This window comes from uncultured Bradyrhizobium sp., from assembly GCF_936928535.1.
Classification (GTDB): Bacteria; Pseudomonadota; Alphaproteobacteria; order Rhizobiales; family Xanthobacteraceae; genus Bradyrhizobium.
In genome coordinates this window covers 79059-101808 of sequence record NZ_CAKZHY010000164.1, presented here as the reverse complement: position 1 = coordinate 101808, position 22750 = coordinate 79059, and the positions used below count along the sequence as shown (strand labels likewise).

General features: G+C 63.1%; 21 protein-coding genes and 1 pseudogene. 9 read left to right on the top strand and 13 right to left on the bottom strand.

The features are described 5' to 3' along the window. The first annotated feature begins 401 nt into the window (after window positions 1–401). Complete coding sequence (locus tag Q0687_RS30445; RefSeq protein WP_298885129.1) at window positions 402–1712, top strand: ABC transporter substrate-binding protein; 1311 nt, start codon at window positions 402–404, stop codon at window positions 1710–1712. A gap of 695 nt (window positions 1713–2407) precedes the next feature. Here Q0687_RS30445 and Q0687_RS30440 read toward each other — a convergent pair. From Q0687_RS30440 to Q0687_RS30425, 4 genes and pseudogenes are all read right to left on the bottom strand, one after another. Next, a pseudogene (locus tag Q0687_RS30440) lies at window positions 2408–3377 on the bottom strand (Gfo/Idh/MocA family oxidoreductase). A 43-nt stretch (window positions 3378–3420) separates the two neighbouring features. After that, window positions 3421–3735 (bottom strand): septal ring lytic transglycosylase RlpA family protein, encoded by a 315-nt coding sequence (locus Q0687_RS30435; RefSeq protein ID WP_298885128.1) that lies wholly within the window; start codon window positions 3733–3735, stop codon window positions 3421–3423. Between the two features lie 103 nt (window positions 3736–3838). Further along, window positions 3839–4684: a CmcJ/NvfI family oxidoreductase gene (locus tag Q0687_RS30430; protein ID WP_298885127.1), complete on the bottom strand. Its 846-nt coding sequence runs from the start codon at window positions 4682–4684 to the stop codon at window positions 3839–3841. 255 nt (window positions 4685–4939) lie between these two features. Beyond that, window positions 4940–5353, bottom strand: a complete 414-nt coding sequence (locus Q0687_RS30425; protein ID WP_298885126.1) for a hypothetical protein — start codon at window positions 5351–5353, stop codon at window positions 4940–4942. Window positions 5354–5695: 342 nt separating this feature from the next. On the opposite strand from Q0687_RS30425, the gene glgC reads away from it, so the two are divergent. The 4 genes from glgC to Q0687_RS30405 all read left to right on the top strand — a co-directional run bounded on the left by glgC (window position 5696) and on the right by Q0687_RS30405 (window position 9995). Continuing rightward, window positions 5696–6958 carry a glucose-1-phosphate adenylyltransferase gene (glgC, locus tag Q0687_RS30420; protein ID WP_298885125.1) on the top strand — a complete coding sequence of 421 codons (1263 nt, stop codon included), beginning with the start codon at window positions 5696–5698 and terminating at the stop codon, window positions 6956–6958. Beyond that, complete coding sequence (gene glgA / locus Q0687_RS30415) at window positions 6955–8406, top strand: glycogen synthase GlgA (protein ID WP_298885124.1); 1452 nt, start codon at window positions 6955–6957, stop codon at window positions 8404–8406. The genes glgC and glgA overlap by 4 nt, the downstream gene beginning before the upstream one ends. A 327-nt stretch (window positions 8407–8733) precedes the next feature. After that, window positions 8734–9387: a hypothetical protein gene (locus Q0687_RS30410; protein WP_298885123.1), complete on the top strand. Its 654-nt coding sequence runs from the start codon at window positions 8734–8736 to the stop codon at window positions 9385–9387. 128 nt (window positions 9388–9515) lie between these two features. After that, window positions 9516–9995, top strand: coding sequence for a hypothetical protein (locus Q0687_RS30405; protein WP_298885122.1), 480 nt, complete (start codon window positions 9516–9518; stop codon window positions 9993–9995). Between the two features lie 35 nt (window positions 9996–10030). On the opposite strand, the gene Q0687_RS30400 is transcribed toward Q0687_RS30405, so the two are convergent. Then, window positions 10031–10957 (bottom strand): formylglycine-generating enzyme family protein, encoded by a 927-nt coding sequence (locus Q0687_RS30400; RefSeq protein ID WP_298885121.1) that lies wholly within the window; start codon window positions 10955–10957, stop codon window positions 10031–10033. 407 nt (window positions 10958–11364) lie between these two features. Next, on the bottom strand, window positions 11365–12159 hold the full coding sequence (locus Q0687_RS30395) for a class III extradiol ring-cleavage dioxygenase (protein ID WP_298885120.1): 795 nt from the start codon (window positions 12157–12159) through the stop codon (window positions 11365–11367). Between the two features lie 160 nt (window positions 12160–12319). On the opposite strand from Q0687_RS30395, the gene Q0687_RS30390 reads away from it, so the two are divergent. Then, on the top strand, window positions 12320–12499 hold the full coding sequence (locus Q0687_RS30390; protein ID WP_298885119.1) for a hypothetical protein: 180 nt from the start codon (window positions 12320–12322) through the stop codon (window positions 12497–12499). Window positions 12500–12505: 6 nt separating this feature from the next. Here Q0687_RS30390 and Q0687_RS30385 read toward each other — a convergent pair whose 3' ends face one another. Further along, complete coding sequence (locus tag Q0687_RS30385) at window positions 12506–13975, bottom strand: carboxylesterase family protein (RefSeq protein ID WP_298885118.1); 1470 nt, start codon at window positions 13973–13975, stop codon at window positions 12506–12508. 82 nt (window positions 13976–14057) lie between these two features. Then, on the bottom strand, window positions 14058–14267 hold the full coding sequence (locus Q0687_RS30380; RefSeq protein ID WP_298885117.1) for a hypothetical protein: 210 nt from the start codon (window positions 14265–14267) through the stop codon (window positions 14058–14060). A 228-nt stretch (window positions 14268–14495) separates the two neighbouring features. Here Q0687_RS30380 and Q0687_RS30375 point away from each other — a divergent pair, with 228 nt between their 5' ends. The 3 genes from Q0687_RS30375 to Q0687_RS30365 all read left to right on the top strand — a co-directional run bounded on the left by Q0687_RS30375 (window position 14496) and on the right by Q0687_RS30365 (window position 18016). Further along, the gene (locus tag Q0687_RS30375) at window positions 14496–17177 is read left to right on the top strand and encodes an alpha/beta hydrolase fold domain-containing protein (protein ID WP_298885116.1); all 2682 of its coding nucleotides are present in this window, start codon (window positions 14496–14498) and stop codon (window positions 17175–17177) included. 131 nt (window positions 17178–17308) lie between these two features. Beyond that, complete coding sequence (locus Q0687_RS30370) at window positions 17309–17584, top strand: hypothetical protein (protein WP_298885115.1); 276 nt, start codon at window positions 17309–17311, stop codon at window positions 17582–17584. A 126-nt stretch (window positions 17585–17710) separates the two neighbouring features. Next, entirely contained in the window at window positions 17711–18016 is a 306-nt protein-coding gene (locus Q0687_RS30365; RefSeq protein WP_298885114.1) for a hypothetical protein, read from the top strand. A 264-nt stretch (window positions 18017–18280) separates the two neighbouring features. On the opposite strand, the gene Q0687_RS30360 is transcribed toward Q0687_RS30365, so the two are convergent. The 5 genes from Q0687_RS30360 to Q0687_RS30340 form a co-directional block, all read right to left on the bottom strand. Next, complete coding sequence (locus tag Q0687_RS30360; RefSeq protein WP_298885113.1) at window positions 18281–18433, bottom strand: hypothetical protein; 153 nt, start codon at window positions 18431–18433, stop codon at window positions 18281–18283. A 93-nt stretch (window positions 18434–18526) separates the two neighbouring features. After that, on the bottom strand, window positions 18527–19051 hold the full coding sequence (locus Q0687_RS30355) for a septal ring lytic transglycosylase RlpA family protein (RefSeq protein ID WP_298885112.1): 525 nt from the start codon (window positions 19049–19051) through the stop codon (window positions 18527–18529). 152 nt (window positions 19052–19203) lie between these two features. After that, a complete protein-coding gene (locus Q0687_RS30350) occupies window positions 19204–19362 on the bottom strand; it encodes a hypothetical protein (RefSeq protein WP_298885111.1) in 159 nt (52 codons plus the stop codon). A 162-nt stretch (window positions 19363–19524) separates the two neighbouring features. After that, complete coding sequence (locus Q0687_RS30345) at window positions 19525–22038, bottom strand: M56 family metallopeptidase (RefSeq protein ID WP_298885110.1); 2514 nt, start codon at window positions 22036–22038, stop codon at window positions 19525–19527. Continuing rightward, on the bottom strand, window positions 22019–22426 hold the full coding sequence (locus tag Q0687_RS30340; RefSeq protein WP_298885109.1) for a BlaI/MecI/CopY family transcriptional regulator: 408 nt from the start codon (window positions 22424–22426) through the stop codon (window positions 22019–22021). The genes Q0687_RS30345 and Q0687_RS30340 overlap by 20 nt, the downstream gene beginning before the upstream one ends. Window positions 22427–22750 lie beyond the last annotated feature (324 nt).

Below are 22750 nucleotides of genomic sequence, written 5' to 3'. Positions count from 1 at the left end.
CAATGGCCAAGCCGGGAATTGGGCTTCCCGTGCAATTTACCGCGCTAGGATGGCACGCAACGTCAGATGCGCACAAGCCGAATGCTGGTCATCGGCCCTGCCCTGCTGCGAAGGGATGGAGCAAAGCCATCACATCTGCGGGAGACGATGCGGCGTTGCGGCGATGCTGAAAATACCCGCGCGACAAGTGGATGTTTCGCCTCCTCCCCGCTGCAGCCATCGAATGATTGCGAACCAAGAGACGGCACGGCACAAAAAGAATGATACTCAGGGAAAAATGGCGAAGCGATCATGCGTCCGAATTGCCTAGTGCGGCGCATGTTGACTTTCCTCCACGCCCTCCAAATACTCGCCGAAAAACATAAAGCCAGTCGCATACGATTGACCGGAGGGAGGATAGGATGCCGACTTCACGCAGGCAGCTGCTGAAGGGTACGGCGGCTGCCGCCGCCACACTCAGCCTCGATTGGACCCGGGCCCAGGCGCAAGCCGAGAATTTGCGCATCGGCCTCATTTACGATCTCACCGGACCATTCGCCGCGGGCGGCTCGGTCGCCTCCTCGGTCGGCGCGCAGATCGCCATCGATCTCGTCAACGAGAAGGGCGGCATTGGCGGCAAGACCAAGATCGTCCCCGTGCCCGCCGACTCCCAGAGCAAGGCCGACGTTGCCATCAACGAGGCCGAGCGCCTGATCAGCCAGGAGAAGATCGACATCATCAACGGCGTCTATTCCAGCGCGCATGCCGTGCCGATGGCGGCGAAGGTTGAGCAGCAGAAGAAGATTCTCTGGATCACGACCGCGGTGTCGACTGCGGTGTTCAAGGACAAGAACCTGCAATACGTGTTTCGCGCGCAGATCCACTCCGACCAATACGGCCAGGCGTTTGCCGGTTTCATGAGCGAGCACGCCAAGGGCAAGCTCGGCATGGAGCCGAAGGACGTCAAGGTCGCGCTGATCCACGAGGACGGTCCCTATGGCGTCGGCGTCGCCGCCGCCGACGAGGCCTATGCGAAAGAGGCCGGCATCCAGGTGGTGCTGCGCGAGGGCTACTCGGCCTCGGCGCCCGATCTCTCGGTGCTGGTGACAAAACTCAAACGGGCCAAGGTCGATGTGATCTCACATGCCGGCTACAACCCCGACATCACCCTGTTCCTGCGCCAGGCGCGTGAGAGCGGATTGCGGTTCAAGATGCTGTTCGGCGCCGGCGCCGGCTACAGCCAGCTCGACAAGCTGCGCGCGACCTTCGGCGCCGACATCGACAATTTCTGCAACATCGATCCGGTGCCGGCGCAATTGCTCGACCCGTCGAAGCTCGCGCCCGGCATGGGCGAGCTGATCAAGACCATGGTCACGCGCTACCAGGCCAAGACCGGAGCCACCGACGTGCCGCCGCATTGCTCGATGGGCTTTAATCAGACCTGGGTTCTGCTCAACAACGTGTTGCCGGTCGCCAAGGAGAAGTACGGCAGCTTCGAGCCGGAAGCCATTCGCAAAGCCGCCCTCGACGTCGACATCCCGCCCGGCGGCACCATCCAGGGCTATGGCGTCAAGTTCTTCCCGCCGGGCACGCCGCTGTCCGGCCAGAACGAACGCTCGACGCCGGTGGTGATGCAGAACGCGGGCGAGCACATTTCCGTGGTGTGGCCGACCAACATCAGGACACAAGACCCCGTGTTTCCGCTACCGAAAGGTTCGACCTACGGCGCGTAAGTCGTTTGCCTCTCCTCGCTTGCGGGGCGACGCAAACTCAACTCCAACACCGCCCGATCCCGCCGTCGTTGCAGACATGAGCGTCCGCATCCAGAGATCATCGTTTTCGCGCTGCGGTTGGATTTTTGCCCCTTTGGCAACTCGCACTGGTTGTGAGACGAAGTCCTATTGAAACAAAAGCCTTCTAAAGTGTGATCTGGATTATTAGCGGCGCTCGAATTTCATACGTACAAACCGGTCAGCCAGCGGCATTTCAGCCTGGGTTGGCATCTCAGGCAAACCGGCTCGCATTTTCGAAGCCGTGCAGTGGGATCATATATTTCAGAGCTTGAATTTCAGCGATGGGGGTGACAGTGCCCACCATATTCGAATTGCTCTACAGGGAATTTTGCCGTGCCCGCCTTGCCGAGATGCGCAAGCAGCTTCTGCTCGTCGGCAAACATCCAAAGCAGTTTCTTTCGGACGATACTCCCTCCGATCCGGATGGGATGAATCCGCAACACGAATCCGAATTGAAGCGCCCGAGGGAATAATCACGCCGCGACATGAGTCTTTCGAAGAAGGCGGTCGATCTTCAGGAGGCAACATTGAACACCCCCGGATTCTATGCTGCGTCGATCGCCTGCCTCTCGTGCCTGACCATTGTCGTAATGATGGCCGCCGGAGCCTGGTAGGCGACCCACACGATTGCCGCGCTACAGCACCACCCGCCGCCCCTCCTCCGCCGCCCAATAGCCGGCGTAGTTCACCTTGATCGTCTCGTAGGCCAGCGCGAGGTCGGACAAAGGCTGCCGTCCCGTGGCGGCGCATTCCATGAAATCCTGGATCTCCTGCAGATAGCCGCGCGTCCATTCCTCCTCGAGGCAGACATATTGCCAGCCGGTTTTGCGATCGACCTTCTCGGTGATGTAGAGGATTGGCCTTGATGTAGCTGCGCTCCTCCGGCTTGAGGATTGCAGTGACGTTGCCGACATCGCCGGTGACGCTGGCGACATGGATTTTCTCCTCTCTCGCGCGCGCTTCGACATGCTTGAGATAGAGCACCGCCGAGAGCGGATGGCAGCCCATCCGGATCAGCGAGCCGCCGCCGGTCATCGCCCATTGCGCCGCGTGCGCTGCGTGCGAGCCGGAATGGCTCTCCTCGCCCTTCATGAACAGGATCTTGTCTTTGGTCGCCTTGAGGATCTCGGCGGTCTTGGTCACCGCCGGCGCGTAGATCCAGTCCTCGGCATACATGAAAAGTTTGCCGGTATTCTCGATCGCGGCCCGGGTGGCGTCCATCTCCTCGAGGACGCGCTCATACATCAGCGCCTTCGGCACATGCTTGCCGATCGGCTGCTTGTCACCGTCACGGCCGAAATAGCCGGCAAAGGGCTTTTCGCAGATGACGTGCTTTCCGGCCTGCATGCTCGCGACGATCATCTCGGCATGGAGATTGGGCGGCGTGCAGATGTCGATCACGTCAAGGTCGCGATCCCCGATCATCTCCGCAAAGCTGCGATAGACACGCGGGATGTTGTGGCGGGCGGCAAAGGCGACGACATGGTGGCCGCGCGCGGCGACCGCCATCACCTCGACATCGACGCCATAGACGCGCCGAAACGCATACATATGCAGCTCCGACTCGAAGCCGCAGCCGACGAGTCCGACCCTGATCCTGGCCATGGCGCCCCCTTGATTTGGAGCGCACTATAGCGCGAAGACAGCGCTATTCCACCGAGACGCGCACCACGCCTGCGCTCATCATGCCGAGCGCACGCGCGGCGGGCACCGAGAGATCGACGATGCGGCCGCGAATGAAGGGGCCGCGATCATTGACGCGGCATTGAATAGTGCGCCCGCTGTAGGACACCTTGAGCACGCTGCCGAACGGACGCGTCCGGTGCGCGCAGGTCAGCTCGCCGCTCTTGGCGGCTTTTCCATATCCATAATATGAGGCAAGTCCGCTTTCAGCGTGGGCGACGGAAAATGCAGAAAGCGAGAAGATCGTCAGACAATACAATAGCGTCGGCTGCGCTCGCACGGCACCGCTCCCGGTTGGCCCTGCCCCGCGCTGCAACGTCGCTTGGTTCCGGATAGTTCCAGGAACTCCGCCGGGCCACGCCCGGCGGATCCATCACACATTGTTACTGTTTATGAAAAACCAGCGTGCGCACCTCGATGCTCTCGCGCGGAGCCGCATCGGCAGGCGTGGTCGGATCGACGAAGGCGGTGTGAGGCGCGAAACGCGTGCGGCCATCGGTTGCGGAATCATAGCACTTCAGCAGCAGCGCCTCGTCGCTCGTCATGTCCGGGAAATAGAACCAGCGGTGATCGGGATTGTATTTCACCGAATAGATCTCGCCGCGTCGATTGGGATAGATCAAGTCCGACGCGACGAGATCGTCGGGCGCCACGGTTGTCCCATCGACCATCGCCAGCGGTGAATCGCGCAAGGGGCCGCGGATCGGCCGCCACAGATTGATCACCTGCACGCGCCCCTTGAGCAGCTCCTCGGCCTCGTCAGGCAGATGCTCGCGGACGCGGTTGGCGCCGGAGGCGATGGTCTGGTCGACATGCACGCGCGCTGCCGGCTGCCGCGGTCCACCGTCGCGACTATCAGGCGCACCTTCGACGCGCTTGCGCACGGTGTGGTCGAAAATGACGACGCGGTCGGCCTTCAGCGTGGCGCGCAGGAACGCTTCGACGGCGGGATAGTAGAGCTTGCGGATTTCAGAATCGCTGTAGAAGTCCCGCACCTGGTGCGGATGGCGCACCAGCGCAAACCCCTCGCGATCGAGCGAGACATTCTGCGCGATCAGCCGCGCGTCGAAAATCGGGACCCGATGCGGCTCCGGCAGTGACGTGCTCTTCGGCTCGCCCGGCGGTGGATCGAAAGCATAGGTGCGCGGCTTGCCCGAGACAGGCGCGAGGTAATTGAGTTCAGCAGTGACGAAGGGAAGCGATTCGATTTTTGTTTCTTGCAGGCCCATGGCCGGTCTCCCGATGTGGTCGTCTGAATCATCTTTGACGACGCGGCACGCGGGACAAGGGAGACAGCGCAAATAGCAATATGGGTGTCGTGGTCAGTGTAAAATGCAGAAGGAAAGTTTCGAGGAAGCCGATCGAAATGGAATAGGCTCCGTGTACTTCACGGATGCTTGAGGCCGCGGAAGCCGCGCATCGCCATCAGCGCGCCGAATCCCGTCTTCGGCGCGCCATGGCGCTGCGCTTCCGAGCCTGCGCGGTCACCAATAGCGGCGGTAGTAGTGGCGGTAGTACGGCCGGTAGTAGCCGTAGCGATAGCCGTAATAGGGACGGTAGGGCCGGTAATAGCGAGGATAGGCCGGCCCATAGCCGTAGCCGTAATAGGCCGGCGCATAGCCATATCCGTAGCCCGGATAGCCATAATAGGGGCCGCCGCCGTAATAGCCGTAAGGCGCGCCGGCGATGGCGCTGCCGATGATGGCACCGGCCGCAAAGCCGCCGAGCCCCCAACCCCATCCGCCGCCACGCCAATGCACCTGCGTGACGTCTTCGCCGGCCGCGGTCTTCATGGCTGTGACGTTGGTCGGCAGCGGCGCCGCTGATGCCTGCCCGATTTGGCCGGCCATGACCCCGACCGTCAGCGAGCAGGCAATTGCCGTTCTCCAGATATTCATCGTCATACTCCCTGTCTGACGTTTCGCTGGAAAGAGCATCGCAGCCGCATGATCGGGCATCCTTGCGCCAGGTCAAAAAATCGAACTCGCGTGCAGCGCACAAGACGCTCCGCATGCCTCAATTGTGACCACTGGACGACGCCCCGCCCCAGCCACTGCGGAGCTTCGCGGCAACGGCGCCGCCTGCCCGCCGCGGCCAAAGCGTTAAGCTTCCCGCGCGTTCGCAACCAACAAGCATCTTCCCGATTTACTACTGGTACCGTTACTATTGGTTTCAATGGTGCGCGGCCGGAAGGCAGTTCGCGAAGCCCCGAGCTTGCGCCAGTCGAGTGGGAGGATGACATGAGTGCTGCCGGAAATGAGCCGCTTGCCCGCCAGGCTTTGGCGTTTGTCCTGGCCGGCGGCCGCGGCAGCCGTCTGCTGGAATTAACCGACCGGCGCGCCAAGCCCGCCGTCTATTTCGGCGGCAAATCCCGCATCATCGATTTCGCGCTGTCGAACGCGGTGAACTCCGGCATCCGCCGCATCGCAGTCGCCACCCAGTACAAGGCGCATAGCCTGATCCGGCATCTGCAGATGGGCTGGAACTTCTTCCGCCCCGAACGTAACGAGAGCTTCGACATCCTGCCTGCGAGCCAGCGCGTCTCGGAGAGCATGTGGTATGTCGGCACGGCGGATGCGATCTACCAGAACATCGACATCATCGAGTCGCACAACGCCCGCTTCATCGTGGTTCTTGCGGGCGACCACATCTACAAGATGGACTACGAGGTGATGCTGCGCCAGCACGTCGACAGCGGCGCCGACGTCACCGTCGGCTGCCTCGAAATGCCGCGCGCGGAATCCTCCGGCTTCGGCATCATGCATGTCGACGAGAACGGCTGGATCCAGCAGTTCCTGGAGAAGCCCAAGGATCCGCCGCCGATGCCGGGCAAGCCCGACGTCTCGCTCGCCAGCATGGGCATCTACGTGTTCGATGCGAAATTCCTGTTCGACCAGCTCAAGCGCGACGCCGAGGACACGAACTCCAGTCACGATTTCGGCAAGGACATCATCCCCTACATCGTCAAGAACGGCCGCGCCATCGCGCACCATTTCTCGACCTCCTGCGTTCGCTCGGGCAACGACCCCCGCGCCTATTGGCGCGATGCCGGCACGGTGGATGCCTATTGGGCCGCCAATATCGACCTGACCGACGTGGTGCCGGAGCTCGATCTGTTCGACCGGGCCTGGCCGATCTGGTCCTATGCGGAGATCACGCCGCCGGCCAAATTCGTCCATGACGAGGAGAGCCGGCGCGGCCAGGCGGTAAGCTCACTGGTCTCGGGCGGCTGCATCATCTCCGGCGCGTCGCTACGCCGCTCGCTGCTGTTCACCGGCGTGCGCATCAATTCCTATGCCAATGTCGAGAACGCCGTGATCATGCCTTACGTCAATGTCGGGCGCGGCGCGCGGCTCAAGAACGTCGTGATCGACCGCGGCGTGGAGATTCCCGAGGGCCTCGTCATCGGCGAGGATCCGGAACTCGACGCCAAACGCTTCCGCACCACCGAACAGGGCATCTCGCTCGTCACCCAGCCGATGCTCGACAGGCTTAATACATGACGCCTGTTCGCGTCCTCGCGGTCGCTTCTGAAGTCTATCCCATCGTCAAGACCGGCGGCCTCGCTGACGTCGCCGGCGCGTTGCCAATTGCGCTGAAGGCGCATGGCGTCGAGATGCGCACCGTGATGCCGGGCTATCCCGAGGTGATGCGGCTGCTCGCGGGCGCGGATGAGATCCGGCGCTGGCCGGATTATTTCGGTGGGCCGGGACGCCTGCTCGGCGGTTCACATGAGGGGCTCGACCTGTTCGTGCTCGACGTGCCGCATCTCTATGCGCGGCCAGGCAATCCCTACGTCACCGTCGAAGGTGTCGACTGGCCTGACAACGGTATGCGCTTCGCAGCGCTGGCGCGCGTCGCGGCCGATATCGGCCGCGGTCTCGTACCAAGCTTCGTGCCTGATGTCGTGCATGCCCATGACTGGCAGGCCGGGCTCGCGCCGGCCTATCTGCACTACGACGGCGGGGCGCGGCCCGGCACCGTGATGACGATCCACAACATGGCCTATCAGGGCAAGTTCGACCACGCGCTGGCCGGGGCGATCGGCCTCCCCCACGACGCATCGTTCGACGTCCATGGCCTCGAATATTTCGGCGGCATCAGCTTCCTGAAAGCCGGGCTGCAACTCGCCGATCGCATCACCACGGTGTCGCCCACCTACGCTCACGAGATCCAGAGCGACGAAGGCGGCATGGGCCTCGGTGGCCTCTTGCGCGAGCGCGCCGGCGTGCTCAGCGGCATCCTCAACGGCATCGACATCGCCGTATGGAATCCGCAAACCGATACGCATATCGCCTATCGCTTCGGTGCGCAGGACCTCACGTTCCGGGCCGCGAACAAGGCGGTGCTTCAGCAGCAGTTCAATCTCGATTCCTCCGACGAGGCGCCGCTGCTCGGTGTCATCAGCCGGCTGTCCTGGCAGAAGGGGCTCGATCTCCTGCTCGAGGCTATCCCGACGATCCTGGAGCAGGGCATGCAGCTTGCGCTGCTCGGCAGCGGTGACCGCGATCTGCAGGAGCGCTATCAGGCTGCCGCGCGCGCCAATCCCGGCCGGATCGGCGTGATGATCGGCTATGACGAGATTCTCGCCCATCTGATCCAGGCCGGCTCCGACGCGCTGCTCGTGCCCTCGCGGTTCGAGCCATGCGGCCTGACCCAGCTCTGCGCGCTGCGCTATGGCGCCGTCCCCATCGTCTCTCGTGTCGGCGGCCTCGAGGATACGATCATCGACATCGACGTGTCAGGACGTGACGCCACCGGCTTCAAGTTTGGTCCTGTCACGGCCGACGCCCTCACCGGCAGCTTGCGGAAAGCCAATGCCGCCTTCCGCAACAAGGCAACCTGGCGACGCCTGCAATTGAACGGCCTTGCCACCGACGTCTCCTGGCGCCACCGGGCCGGCGAATATGCAGCGCTCTATCGCGGACTGATGGCGTCCCGCCGCGCGTAGATTGTAGAAATGGGCGGAGCCAGCGACGACGAATTTAAGTCCATCGCAAAGCGGGAATTTGGACCCGACGTCAATCTCTGAGCTGGCAACGGTTGGCGAAACGACCGCCCGATCGTGCACGGAGTCCGCCCCGGGCCACAACGACCCAAGAACGGACATCGTCGGCGCCGGCGGCGGGCGCTCCACGTTCGAGCAAACGACAAGGTGTAATTATGGTAATCTGCGCGTATAATAGCCGTTAGCAAATGCCGGGACGCCCGGTGGAGTGGTATTGCTCCGACGCGTGATTATTGGGAAGAGTCTCCTCGCCAGGGAAGGGCCAACCACATGATCAAGATAGCAAATTTGGCTCTGCTCCCATCGATGCTGTTGTTGGCATTGAGCGCGAGCGGATCGGCGGAAGCCCAGCAAAGAAGCATGAGTTTCTTCATAACCAGCGTCGGGCTCGGAAAGGGTGGCGACCTCGGTGGGCTCGATGGTGCGGATCGCCACTGCCAGGGCCTCGCCCAGGCAGTAGGTGCGGGCGTCAAAACATGGCGCGCCTATCTTTCGACGCAGGGGCCAGGCGCGATCAATGCCAAGGACCGGATCGGCAAGGGTCCCTGGTTCAATGCCAAGGGTATCCAGATCGCGGCAAACGTGGCCGACCTGCACAGCGACAACAACAAGATCAACAAGGAGACGGGGCTCGACGAGAAGGGCATGACGGTCAAGGGCCGTGTGGACACCCCCAATCAACACGACATGCTCACCGGCACGCAGCACGATGGCACGGCTATTCCGGACGGTGACGCAACTTGCAGCAACTGGTCCAGCAGCACTGACGGCCAAGGCAGCGCGATCGTCGGACACCATGACCTGATCGGCAACACTCAGGGTCCCAATTTCTGGAATTATTCGCACAGGACGCCAGGGTGCTCGCCCGCGAATCTGCAGCGAGTCGGCGGTGCAGGATTGTTTTACTGCTTCGCCACCAACTGAGCTGCGAGTTCGGACCCAGTCATTTCAGTAGCAGGTGGATCGAACTCAGACATCTAGTACTCGCCTTCGTTGATCCGTTCGGACTTGGTTTGCACAATCGTAGGTTTGCGGTCGCCGCGGAGATTACGATGTCGACTGACGAAGCTGAAGATCGCCCAGGCGCACGGTCTGGACGGGTACTTGATTTCCAATCTCGCCGGATTGATGCCATGACACGGACCGAAGCAGCGCTGTCCGGGATTCCTTCGGGCCTCTATATCAGGCTCATCCAGTTGGCTCAGCGGGCCGAAAAGATTTGGTGCGACGAGACAGCGGCCGTCCGGCGAGAGGAGCTTGGGCTGCTCGACATCCGTGATCGAAGCGGCGTTCAGGTCCCTTCAAGCTCAGAAAGCATATCTCTGCTCGACTTGGATCGCGACTTTATTGCCTCCCGCTTGGCCAGCTTGGCCGCAAAAGAGAACTTGCAAGGCCGCGGAGCGACAGAGCTGGATGCTGAGGCAACCCATACCTGGGATGACATCGAAGCAACAATTTCTTGCGTGAAGGATTGGGCTGCTTTTGTCGAGACCGTGCGTGCTTATGAGCGTTCGGTCGCGACTGAGATATAGCTGACGTCAGACGCCGCGAAATGGCGCCGTCTTACCTACGGCTGTAGTGTTCTGGCAACGCGGACACTCATGTAGTTCATCCGATTTGACGAGCCGAACCAAATTCGCGCTGCGGCTCTGCGGGTTTGCGGCGCCCGACTGAGCGAGCCACCGCGCAGGACGTGTCGGCTGCAATCACCTTCTATCCATGCCGAGCCGTCAGCCGGGGCGCCTTCGTAAGTGTCATGCCAGCAATCCTCTACCCAATCGTAGACTCCGCCGTGCACCTCGTAGATTCCCCACGGATTCGGAAGTGATAGTCCGAAAGTGGAGATCGTTGGCGGCGAAATCGTCCCGACGAGTTGGCGTTCTTCGACCCGATCAATGGGGAGGGAATCGCCCCACCAGAAGGCGGTCGTCTCGCCGGCGCGCGCGACATACTCTCGCTCCGATTCACTCAACATCCGATACGGCCGTCCAGTCGCGCGCGATAGCCATTCGACGTACTCTTTGGCTTCGGACCATTGAATATTGGTGACCGGCTCCGATCTGCGGTTGCTGGTCGTGTCAAAAGGCCGAAAGCTGCAGCCCTTTCTAATAACGCAGGCGCTCCACTCGTCGCGAGACACCGGAAAAAGTCCGACCGCAAAACTCCGAAACGTCACTTTGTGTTGCGGCCGTTCATCCGCCGTGCTGCCCGCTTCATCCGTGCTGGCGCCCATGGTAAAGCTGCCGCCTGGTACAACAATCATCGCCGGGCAGCGCTCACACTCTTTGAAGCGATCCGACGGGACCAGTGCGAGTTCTTCGGGCCGCGACAGCGGCCGGGCAAGCCGCAAATCGAGAGGCGCGGAATCTTCTTTGGTCGGCATCGAGAGCGCTGGCACGGGAGCATCCGACGCTTGCACAGCGACCCTCGTTACAGGGACTTGAATCATCAGCGGCGCAAGCAAGAGAGGCAGCCAGTAACCAAACCCGTTCATGCAAAGCTCCGGGCTAACTAACAGCGTGAGGAAAAACCACGAGACGTCTTGTGGTGGCACGTAAGCCTGCTTCCGATCGCGAGCCCTTTTCCAGCCTCTCTATCGAACGGCCCTTGCGCTCCTAGGCCTGATAACCCTCTTCTGTTTCAGGCGGGCTGCGCCGGCTAAAAATGCGGCTTCGTGGTCAATCTAAATTGCTTCGTGACATGAACCAATGAGACGGCGGTCTTGACTCGCAATCCGCCGAGAGCGTCCAAAACAATACCTGTTCAATGCGTTATCAGATCCGGCGCGTCCAAAGACCCGCGCTTTCTTTTGGTTTCGTTGGCTCAATCGTTTCGTTAAATCCAGCGTATCCCCATACCGTTGGATTTCGCTTCATTATATCGACGCTGATCTGCCGCACCTCACCCGAACACGTACGACGCCATCGCAACGTTTGCGACCTCGTCGACGAAGACGCGCTTGCCGACGTCGCTGCCGGCAGCACCTGCCGCGACCATCAGCGGCAACAGATGATCCTCGCGCGGATGGGCAAGACGCGCGCTCGGCGCGTTCTCCCAATCGACCAGCATCGCGTTGCGGCGCGCCGGAACCGGGTTGCCGATCGCCTCGTTCAGATAGGCCTCGAAATCATACGAGACGGGTTTGGACTCCGCACGGCCGAAGCCGCGCATGTTGTGATAGGTGAGCCCGCTGCCGACGATCAGAATTCCCTCGTCGCGCAGCGAGGCGATCGCCTGCCCGACCTTGATGTGCTCAGCCGCGTCGTAATTCGACTTCAGCGACAGCAGCACGATCGGCATGTCCGCATTTGGATACATCAGGCCGAGCGGCACGAAGGTGCCGTGATCAAAGCCCTGATTGGGATCTTCCCGGCAATCGAGACCGGCGCGCGCAAGCAGCGCCTTCACGTCAGCGGCGAGCCTGGGCTGGCCCGGCGCCGGATAGGTGATGTGATAGGTATGCTCGGGGAAACCGTAATAGTCGTACACCATCGGCGGATGTGCCGAGGTCGACACGGTGAAAGCATCGGCCTCCCAATGGCCTGATATGACCAGCGCCGCCTTCGGCCTTTCAGGAAGAAGCTGCGGCAGCCGGCCGAACTCCGCGGCGGTCTTGGCATATTGCACCCGCCGGTCCTCCATGAACGGCCAAGGGCCGCCGCCATGGGAGAGAAAAAGCGTCGGAAGTCGCGTCATGTGTGCGGGCTCATCTCAAGGACATCTTGCGCTGGCTTAAACGCCTGCGCGTTCCGCCGCGAGCATAGGCAAACCGGCATGGTTAGCAAGTCGTTAACGATTTGCCGCTCACAATCCTGATGTGACCGAAGCAATCGGTCAGAGGTATGCGGGACGTAAGATGAAGAAGTTTGCGCTGGGGGACGTCGTCAACAGTGACAAGGGCCGTCGCGGCGTGGTCCGCGCCGCCTACCTGTCCAAGGAAGGCCAGCAATTCTATGCCGTCGAGAAGGATGGCACGATGGACTATCTGGAAGAAGACCGCCTGAGCCCGGCGCCGCGCGTCGAGCTCGCGGCGTAATCCAACTCACTTCTTGCTCTCGGGTGCGAGCCCGTCCAAACGCGCCGACAAGGGATCGTCGCCGCTCGCAATGCGATCGTTTGCGACCAGCAGCAGATGATCGTGGTCGGCGGCTGCATCCCAATGCACTAGCTCCGCGCCGTTGGGATCGCCAGTCTTGGCGAAGTTGATCCAGTAAGCGCGCATCCGGTTTGCGACCTCGCGATCCCGTCGCGAGAAGATGCCTGCACCCGGCACGCCCTCGACGCCGAAGATGAACTGCAACTCGCGCTCGTGGCCTTCGTCGGGATTGCCGCGCCGGGCTTCCGGCACGTAAGCGAAGCGATAGCGGAAGGTGGGCGCGCCGGTTGCGGCATGAAGCCGGGCGAGCATCCGCACCGGCTCGGTGAAGACCTTGTCGGTGTAAAAGCTGTCCGCGACGTCAGAGGGCTTTTTGGCATCAGGATAGAGTTTGCGCAATTCGTCGATGCTTTCGCCCGCGGATGAGAGCGCGTCCTTGACTTCCCTGTCGCTGTCAAAACGGGTCTCGTCGTCGTTCGAACCGATGATCAAGGGAATGCGGCTCTCATGTCCTGCCGCAAATCCGGCGGCTATGTCTTCCGTCACAAGACGTCCATCCACCGCAGGCGCAAAGCTGCGCGACGATTTGTCCAACAGACGCTTTTCAGCCGCAAGCAAGCGCGCCGGTTGGACGGCACGCGGATCCGCTTTTTGCCCGAGCGCTGGGACAAATTGCTTGCCTGCGTCCTCCGCCTCCTGCAGCGACGGCAGGCGGGCACGGCCTGGCACCGATTGCAGAATAGCCTTTTGAAACAGATCGCGCGATTGGGCGCACAGCATCAGCAGCGCGATCGATGTCGCGCCGGCGCCGTTGCCGAACAGCGTGACGTTGCTCGCATCGCCGCCGAAGGCCGCGATATTGTCGTGCACCCAGTGCAGCGCCATGATCTGATCCATCAAGCCGAAATTGCCAGAGCCATTCTCCGACAACGCGGGATGCATGAGCCAGCCGAGGGCGCCGAGCCGATAATTCACGGTGACGACGATGAGGCCGGCCTGCGCAAATCTTGAACCGTCGAACAGCGGATCATTGGCGGTGCCGGTGACAAAACCGCCGCCATGAAAGAACACCATCACCGGCAGCGGCCCATCGACCCCGAAGGGGCGAAACACGTTGAGCGTGAGGCAATCCTCACGCGCGGCCGGCAGCGACGGCTGCAGGCACGGCGCGCCGTAGTCGTAGGCCGTGCTCATCTCGGAGCTCTCGGGCAAGTCCTGCGGCGGACGCCAGCGCAGGCTGCCGACCGGCGGCGCCGCATAGGCCAGCCCCTTGAAGGAGGCCACCTCGCCTTCGACCGCACCGAGCATCTGACCTGCGTGCGTCAGCGCAAATGGATACTGGCCGACCGACTGGGCGACGGCGGGGCCGGCGCAGAGCAATCCAAGGGCTGCAATGAGCGCAAGCAGGGATCGCATCTTCAGGGGATCTCGATGCGCGGAAATGTTCTCCGGCAGGTTACGTCCGCAACGCGCGAAGAGGCAAGCGCTGTGGCGTCAGTCAGCCGCCCTTGGCGATGATCTCCGCCAGGGCGCGTCGCGCGATGATGCCGAGCTCGCCGAGCGTGGAGTGGCCGGACTTCGCCGCCTCGATCAGGCGCTCGGCGATGAACCGGCGACTGTCGTGATCGCCGCCATGGGGCAGCTGCCGGCACGTCTCCTCCAGGACGACGTCCATATTGGCTTTGGTCCGCTCGCTCAGCTCTGTCATGACGCCCTGGGTACGCGTGGCTAGTAGCCGCAAGCATACACAGGCGGATCATCCATGATTAGCCCGGGCAATCACGGCCATTGTGCATCGCGATGCGTGCATCGAAGCAACGTTCGCGCTGCCACGATGATGCCGCAAACGGAACTACCGAAGATTGCACTTGCTCTGATGACAAGCCGAGCCTGCGGGACTAGCCTGCCGGCAAAACAAGACACGGGAGGAATAACCATGCCGGAAGCAATGGTCGCCGCACGTGAGTCCCAGGCGGCGAGCGGAACCGTCCAACATGTCGATGTTGCCGTGGTCGGCGCCGGATTTGCCGGCCTCTATCTGCTCCATCGCCTGCGCAAGGCCGGCCTCTCGGCCATCGGTCTCGAGGAAGCCGGCGATGTCGGCGGCACCTGGTACTGGAACCGCTATCCCGGCGCGCGCTGCGATATCCAGACGATCGACTACAGCTACACCTTCGATCCGGAACTCGACAAGGCGTGGACCTGGTCGGAGAAATACGCGACCCAGCCCGAGATCCTGCGCTATCTCGGCTTCGTCGCCGATCGCTACGATCTGCGCCGCGACATCCGCTTCAAGACCAAGGTCACCGAAGCCAAATGGGACGAGAAGGCCGAGCGCTGGCAACTGACCACGGACAATGGCGCGGCCGTATCCTGCCGCTTCTACATTATGGCGACAGGCTGTCTCTCCGCACCCAAGCCGCCGGAGATCGACGGCGTCAAGGATTTCAAGGGCGAGGTCTATTTCACCGGACGCTGGCCGCATGATGGCGTCAATCTCGCGGGTAAGCGCGTCGCCGTGATCGGCACCGGTTCGTCCGGCATTCAATCGATCCCGCTGATCGCCGAACAGGCCGCACATTTGACCGTGTTCCAGCGCACGCCGAATTTCGCGTTGCCTGCGCATAACGGCCCCCCGCCGTCCGATCGCAGGGACTACTTCCAGAGCGACCGCGCGGCCTATCGCGAGCAGGCGCGCCAGTCGATGGCGGGCGTGCCCTATCCGCAGCAGACCGTCGTGAGCTGGCAGCTCAGCGATGCCGAGCGTCGTGAGCGGTTCGAGCGCGCCTGGGCGGCCGGCGACCTCGTCCACATCCTGTCGCAGCTCTGGGCCGACCAGGCGGTCGATGCCGACGGCAACAAGCTCGTCCAGGACCTGATCCGCGAAAAGATCCGCGCCGCAGTCAGGGATCCCGAGACGGCGGCGGCCTTGATGCCGGACGATCATCCGTTTGGCGCCAAACGCCCCTGCCTCGAAACCAACTATTACGCGACCTACAACCGGCCGAACGTCACCCTGGTCAATCTGCGCCAGGAGCCGATCAAGGCGATCACCGCAAGCGGTGTCACCACCTCCAAGCGCAATGTCGATGTCGACGTGATCGTGTTCGCCACCGGCTTCGACGCCATGACCGGCGCGATCCGCGCCGTGCATCCGATCACCGGACGCGGCGGCAAGTCCCTGACCGACGTCTGGGCGCAGGGGCCGCAGAGCTATCTGGGGCTCACGGTCGAAGGCTTCCCGAACTTCTTCATGATTACGGGACCCGGCAGCCCGTCGGTGCTGTCGAACATGGCGGTCTCGATCGAGCAGCATGTCGATTGGGTCGTCGGCCGCCTCGCCGCGTTGCGCGAGGCCGGCTTCACCACGATCGAGCCGACCGAGACGGCGCAGGACGGCTGGAACAGGCACATGGCCGACTGCTCGATGCTGACGCTGCACCGGCTCGCCAACACCTGGTACACCGGCGCCAACGTGCCCGGCAAGGTGCAGGGCCTGATGCCCTATACCGGCGGCGTCGGCCCCTATCGCAGCATCTGCGACGAGGTCGTCAGCCGCGGCATGCTCGGCTTCAAGCTCGCCGGACCCAACGGCGCCGCGCAATGCAACGACGGCGAGGTGGTGCGGCTGCAGCCGGACGTCCGGCTGGTGCTGAACCTGCTGGCCTCGCTCAACCTGCCGCCGATCGAGTCGATGGGAGCGGCAGGCGCGCGCGCCTTCGTGAACGAATTCAACAAGGGCCGGCCTGCGGGACGCCTGATCGGCGAAATCGTCGACGGCACGCTTCCCGGCGCCGACGGCCCGCTGCCCTACCGGGTCTACAAGCCGGCAACATCAGGGCCGCACCAGGTCGTGGTCTACTTCCACGGCGGCGGCTGGGTGCTCGGCGACGAGCAGTCGGACGAGCCGTTCTGCCGCGACATGGTCCGGCGGACCGGCATGATGTTCGTCAGCGTCGGCTATCGCCACGCGCCGGAGCATCGCTTCCCGGCGGCGGTCGAGGACGGCTATGCGGCGACCCGCTGGATCTCGGAGCATCTGGCCGAGCTCGGCGGCATCGAGAAGCCGGTGCTGGTCGCGGGCTGGAGCGCCGGCGGCAACATCGCCGCTGTCACCTGCCAGCTCGCACGCGACCGCGGCGGGCCTGAGATATCAGGCCAGCTGCTGATATGTCCGGTGACGGACAGCAGCTTCGAGCGGCCCTCCTACAACGACAATGCGATCGGCTACTTCCTGACGCGCTCGCTGATGTACTGGTTCTGGGACCTGTACTGCTCACCGGCCGACCGCACCGATCCGCGGGTCTCGCCGCTGCGCGGCAAGGTCGCCGGCCTGCCGCCGGCCTATATCGTCACCTGCGAGTTCGATCCGCTGCGCGACGAGGGCATCGCCTATGCCGAGGCGATGGCGGCCGCCGGCGTACCGGTCGAGCAGCTCAAGGCGCACGGCCATTTCCACTCGTCCTTCGTGATGGTGGACGTGGTGATCACGGGCGTGCAGGGCCGGGTGCAAATGGCGCAAGCCCTGCGGCGCTTCGCCGGGCTGCCGCCGGAGGTCAGCCGCACCGAGACCAGCCATGCGAACCCAGGGGACAAGATCGCAGCCGCCGCGAGCTAACCCGCGATCGGCCGGGAACCTGTTCCCGGCCGCCGCGTTGTCGCGGCGTGGCATTGAGATGCAGCGATGGGTCATGGGCCCTGGCACGCAAGGCTGGCGTGTCAGGGTTCTTTTTGCGTGAGGCGGGGACAATGGGGGACGCATCCTCTTCGGTGACAAAGGTCGATTTCAGCGCGCTCGCCGTGCTGCAGAAATGGCCGTCACTGGGAAATCAGCGCCGGCTGGACCGCGAGCCGTACCAAGTGAGCGAGGGCACGCTCGATGCCTGCATCTCGGCCTTCATGGAAAAGCCTGCGCCTTCAAGGCATCTCTATGAGATCCGCACGGCGGCACAGCCGCCGCTGGTCACGGATATCCTCTCGCCCGAGCATGTCCTCGAGCTGTCGCGGTTGAGAGAATATCTCTGAACTGTAGGCTGGCACCGCTACCCGCCTGCGACATCAGTCTTATCCGCATCGTGCGATCCGGCAGGAACCTTCTTCCTGATTTTCCCGTTAACGGGGATCGGACAGGCCAAGACGTGAGTGTCTCAGATGCTTGAAGCTGGCGTATCATCCCCCGTCGTGCCCTATGGCGCCGACCAAACACTGTTCGTGGTGATCGATCGCCTCGACGAGGCGACCGAAATTCGTATCGAGCGAACTGATCTCGATGCAGCGATCCGCGAGCTCTTCGCCGGCTGCTTCAACGATCCGATCAAGGTGATCTCGTTCAACACGCTCGAGCACTGGATGAAGGACATCTCGACCGATGTTGCCGATGAAATCCAGGCACGCTGCGATATCGACGGCGTGACGCTGCCGGACTATCTCAGTGATTTCGTCGAGAGCCATAGCTGAGCGCGCGATAGGCTTCAAATCGCAGGCAACAAAAAGCGCCGCTTCCGCGGCGCTTTTCGTGTCGGCATCACGATCTCAGTGGTGCCAGAAGATCGCCAGCAGCAGGATGACCGGCAGCGGCACACCAAGCAACCAAAGCAAAGCACCTCGTCCAAAGCCCATGATTTCCTCCTCCATGGTCACGACTGACATGACGCCGGAGGCGAGAAGAAGTTCCGCGCCTTTCGGCGAGGACGAATGCGCTCACTGCATGGTTTACGGGAGTTATGCGCGCCGTCTGGCGGCGATGACCTCGATCTCGCGGCGGCGGTCGCCGGCGAAGGTCAGGAGCTTTTCGATCGTCAGCGTATCCGTGATCCGTTTGGCAAGTCGCTCGGCGCGCGCCGCCTGATCTTCGAGATACTGGATCGTGTTCAAGCCCCGTCTCCCCCAAAGCCCCGAATTGCCGGACGCCCATGGTGCGGGAGAGCCGCTAATACCAGGTTAAGCGCATGACCGACCAACCGCGCCTCATTGCACGACGTCGAGCCTGACATTGGCGAGGCCCTTGTCGACCATGCCGAGCGCCTCGGCCGCGGACGGCGAGATGTCGACGACGCGACCGCGGACGAACGGCCCGCGATCGTTGACCCTGACGGTGACGAAGCGGCCGGAGGAGACATCGGTGACGCGCAGCCTGGTGCCGAACGGCAGTGTGGGATGGGCCGCAGTCAGCTCGTTCTTGTCGAACCGCTCGCCACTCGCAGTCTCCGTGTCCGAGTAGAAGCTCGCCACGCCCTGCGATCGCGTCGGATTGGCGCTCGTTGTGTCCAGAGACGGATGCGGCCTGTGGATCGGACGCGGATGCAGCGCCGCCACGCGGTGCGGGCGCTCGATGGCAGCCTGCCTGCTGGTCGGGGCAAGGTCCGCTTTCTGGCGGCCGACCGGTGATTGCGCGCAGGCGGCGAGCGATGCGGCCCCCATGACCGCAAGCAGCAAGCGGGACATGGTTGCCGGCGAAGTCGGGGTCGTTTCGGCACGTGCAATGCGAGACATGATGCGCCCTCCGAACACGCCCAAATTTCGGTGGGCAATGAGGGCAGAACCTTGTCTGAACAAAAGCGGCCTTGCGGCCATCATCGTTTCGCGCCGGCTGTGATGAATCCACCACAGTCATCTGTCCTGAATCGACACAGACCCGCGAAAAATCAGCCCGATATAACGCGCCAGATCACCGGGTGCGTCTCGGTGCGCACCTCGCCGGTTTCGACGTCTCCCTTGATCAGCCGCGCGAGTTCGCGTCGATAAAGCAGCCGCCAGCCGGTCTTCAGACTGACCAGAAGGTCGAGCTCCCGTTGCGTCAGCATGCACATCATGAACCGGTCAGCTTGCGAAGGCAGCCCCGAATTCCCGGGCCAACGGCCGGCTACCTCCCGTAGTGTTACGTAGCGTAACGCTTGCGTCCGACCTGCGCAAGCCGGGATTGATGCGGCCTGCGCATCAGCAACATTCAGACACACGCCGCGCCTTTAGAAATTCGGCCCAAGCGCGATCTTGGTGATCGTCCCCTTCCTGACGCCGATGCGCCATTCCGCCGAGCCGTTGGCGAACTGGGCGACGTAGATGTCGCTGTCGAGCGCGGTCACGCCGCGGAACGAAACCGCGCGCAGCGCACCGAGCCGCGTCAGGATCGCCTGGTCGAACGGAAGCTGCGTACGTGTCACGTTGGCGACCTCGGTCGTCATATGCTCGTAGTCGGGCTGCCCCTTGCCGACGCCCTCGATATATTGCCGCAGCATCGCCTCGCCATTGGCGATCGGAACGGCACGACGCGCGGCACGCCCTAGCCGGGCCCCGACATCAGCGGCCTCGACATTGTGGAAGCGCGTCTGCCGCCCGGGCAGCACGATCTCCACGCATTTCCCTGATTTGTCGGCAACGACCCACGGATTGTTCACGGTCGTCAGCGCCACCCAGGTCATGTCGGACCTGACGACGCTCTGCGCCTTGCGCTCGCCGTTCGCATCGAGATTGAAGACCTGGATGTCGTCCGCGGTCTCGTTGTAGAGCATGATCCTGATCGGCGACGTGCCGGCACGGCCGCGCACGTTCGCCTCTTCCGAACAGGAGACGATGCCGCCGAGTTCGTCATTGCCGTCGGGCCGGAAGATCACGTCGCCGGCCTTGCCGTCGGGCTCGAGCAGCAGGCGGAACTCCGCGGTGCCATTCTCGAACTTGGCGCCGTAGATGTCGTAGCCGCCGGGCCCGACGCCGCGGAAGAAGATCGACTCGACCGCGCCGAGCGCTGCGAAGGTGGCACGCAATTCGTCGATCCGGCGGTGGATGTTGGCAGCGAGCGGCGCGCTCATCCGGTCATAGTTCGGCGTGCCGCGGCGCAGATCCTCGATCCCTTTCAGGATCATCTCCTTGCTGCCTGCTGCCGGGACCTGCTCCCTGAACCTGTCAGGCACCTCCGCCAGGCGGCGGGCGAAGTCGGCCTCGATCGCCTGAGCCTGTGCCGCATCGATCCGCTGCGCCAGGCGTGCGCCGGAGGCCGCGTTCTGGACCAGCACGCGCGCGACGTTCGCCTGCTCATCGCGCAGGAAGACCAGGAGATGATCGCCATGGACGGAGAAGGCATCGTTGCCCTCAGTGAGCACCGGCGAGCGGCCCTGCCCGGTCTCCTGCAGCTGCAGACGATCGCCGTCGCGCCTGATGGTGAGCACGCGGTTCGGCGCAACCTTGTACCAGCCGACATATTGATCGAGCGAGACCGGCTCCGTGGCCGGCGCCGGCATCTCGGCGACTCGAACGGCGCGGACGTCGCGGCCGTTCATGTGCAGCATCAGCTCGGACGAGCGCCGCTCCGCATCGACAGGGAACGTGATCTCGCCGAACGATGCCGCATAGGACGCCGTGCCGTCGCTCGCAACGGTCAAGCGCAGCCTGCGCTGGCCAGTGAGCTGCCCATAGAGCGCATCGCCCTCGCGGAAGATCGCGAACACCGAGGCCGGGCCCATGGCGTAGAAATTGACGAACGGATGGTAGTGCTCGGCGGGCACCTGGCCGAGCTCGGCACCTGCGGGCACCGGATCAGGCGTGCGGTACGCAATCATACCTGTCGACACGATCACGACGGGCACGATCGCGGCCACGATCCACAGCCGCTTGCGCCAGCCGACGGCCACGGGCATGGCAGCGGCGGCGATGATGCGCTCGACGCGCGCGCGCACGGTCGAGGCCTGCGCCATCGCGAGCTCCATCGGGCGCGGCTTCACGGACGCCGCGACGTCGAGCAGGATTTCCGCATAGGACAGCCGGTCGTCGATCATCTCGATGGCGCGGGCATCGCTGATGATCTCCGCAAGCTCGGCCAGACGCGCAAACTGCCACCAGGAGAACGGGCTGAACCAGAACACCACGCGATTGAGCGAGGCCAGCAACAGGACATAGAAATCCCTGTTGGCGACATGCGCTCCCTCATGCGCGAGCACCGCGAGGCGCTTCTTCGCGTCCCAGCCGAAAAACTGCGGCGGCACCAGAATGGTCGAGCCGAAGGTCCCGGGGCCGCCGACATCGCGGCTGACGCGAACGTCCGCGCCGATCATGCTCTTCACCGGCTTTGCGGCGCGCACCAGACGCCAGGTCAGGCAAAGGCCGATGGCGAGCCGCAGCAGCAACAGGCTGGCGATGCAGGCATAGGCGGTGGTGGCAACCATCCACCAGTCGATCGAGATGCCGTGCCTTGCCATCGGCGCGATCGCCGCGCCTGATGCGATCGGCAGCGACGGCTGCGCCCGGTCCAGCATGGCGATGTCGGCCGGCCAGGTTTCATCCGGCACCGGCACAGACAATGGCAGCCGGTCGATGGTGAGCGTCGGCCAGCGCATCACGAACGGCATCGCCAGCGATGCCAGCAGCACGACCACCCACGCCGTCATGTGGACATGCGGGTTGCGGACGCGAAAGAGATTGAGACCGATCCAGACGACGCCTCCCAGCGCAAAGGAGCGTAACGCCGCCTCAGCCAGAGCTGCGATCATTTTTTTTTACTCCCCTCGCCTTCTTCGCCTTGGCCACCTGGTCCGCCAGCGCGCGCAATTGCTGCTGATCGAGCATCGCATTGTCCACCATGCCAACGAGGACTTCCTCCATCGAGCCATTGCAGAACCAGTCGACGATGCGCTGCACCGCCTTGGCCGCGACCCGCGCGCGCGCCTCGGTGGCGTGGTAGACGTAGGTGCGTCCGTCAACCGTGTGGCGAGCATAGCCTTTTTCTTCGAGGCGACGCAGCACCGTTCGCACCGTCGATTCCTTCAAACGCCGCGACAGACGCTCGCGCACGATTTCGGCCGTGACCGGCCCATGGGCCCATACAATCTGCATGACCTCGTGCTCGAGGTCGCCCAGGTCGGGCAAACGATCGTCCATGGTGGCTTACCTAACAGCTTGAGATTCTTGTAATGCTACGGAGCGTCGCACATCGGGCGACCGCAAACAACGGCGATTCCGGCGGACTGGGATAGCCGGGCTGACCTGACGGCGGGGAACGGCGCTTGCAAGTCGGATAGGCTCTTGATCTGGCAGGCAGCGTGCCTCGCCCCTCACCCGGATCTCTTCGCGATCCGACCTCTCCCCGCAAAGAGCGGGGAGAGGTTAAGCACATCAATTCGGCTCTTCCAGTAAGGCGCGCACCGCTCTCTCACTCCCTCGCCCCGTTCTTACGGGGAGAGGGTGGGGTGAGGGGCCGCTTCC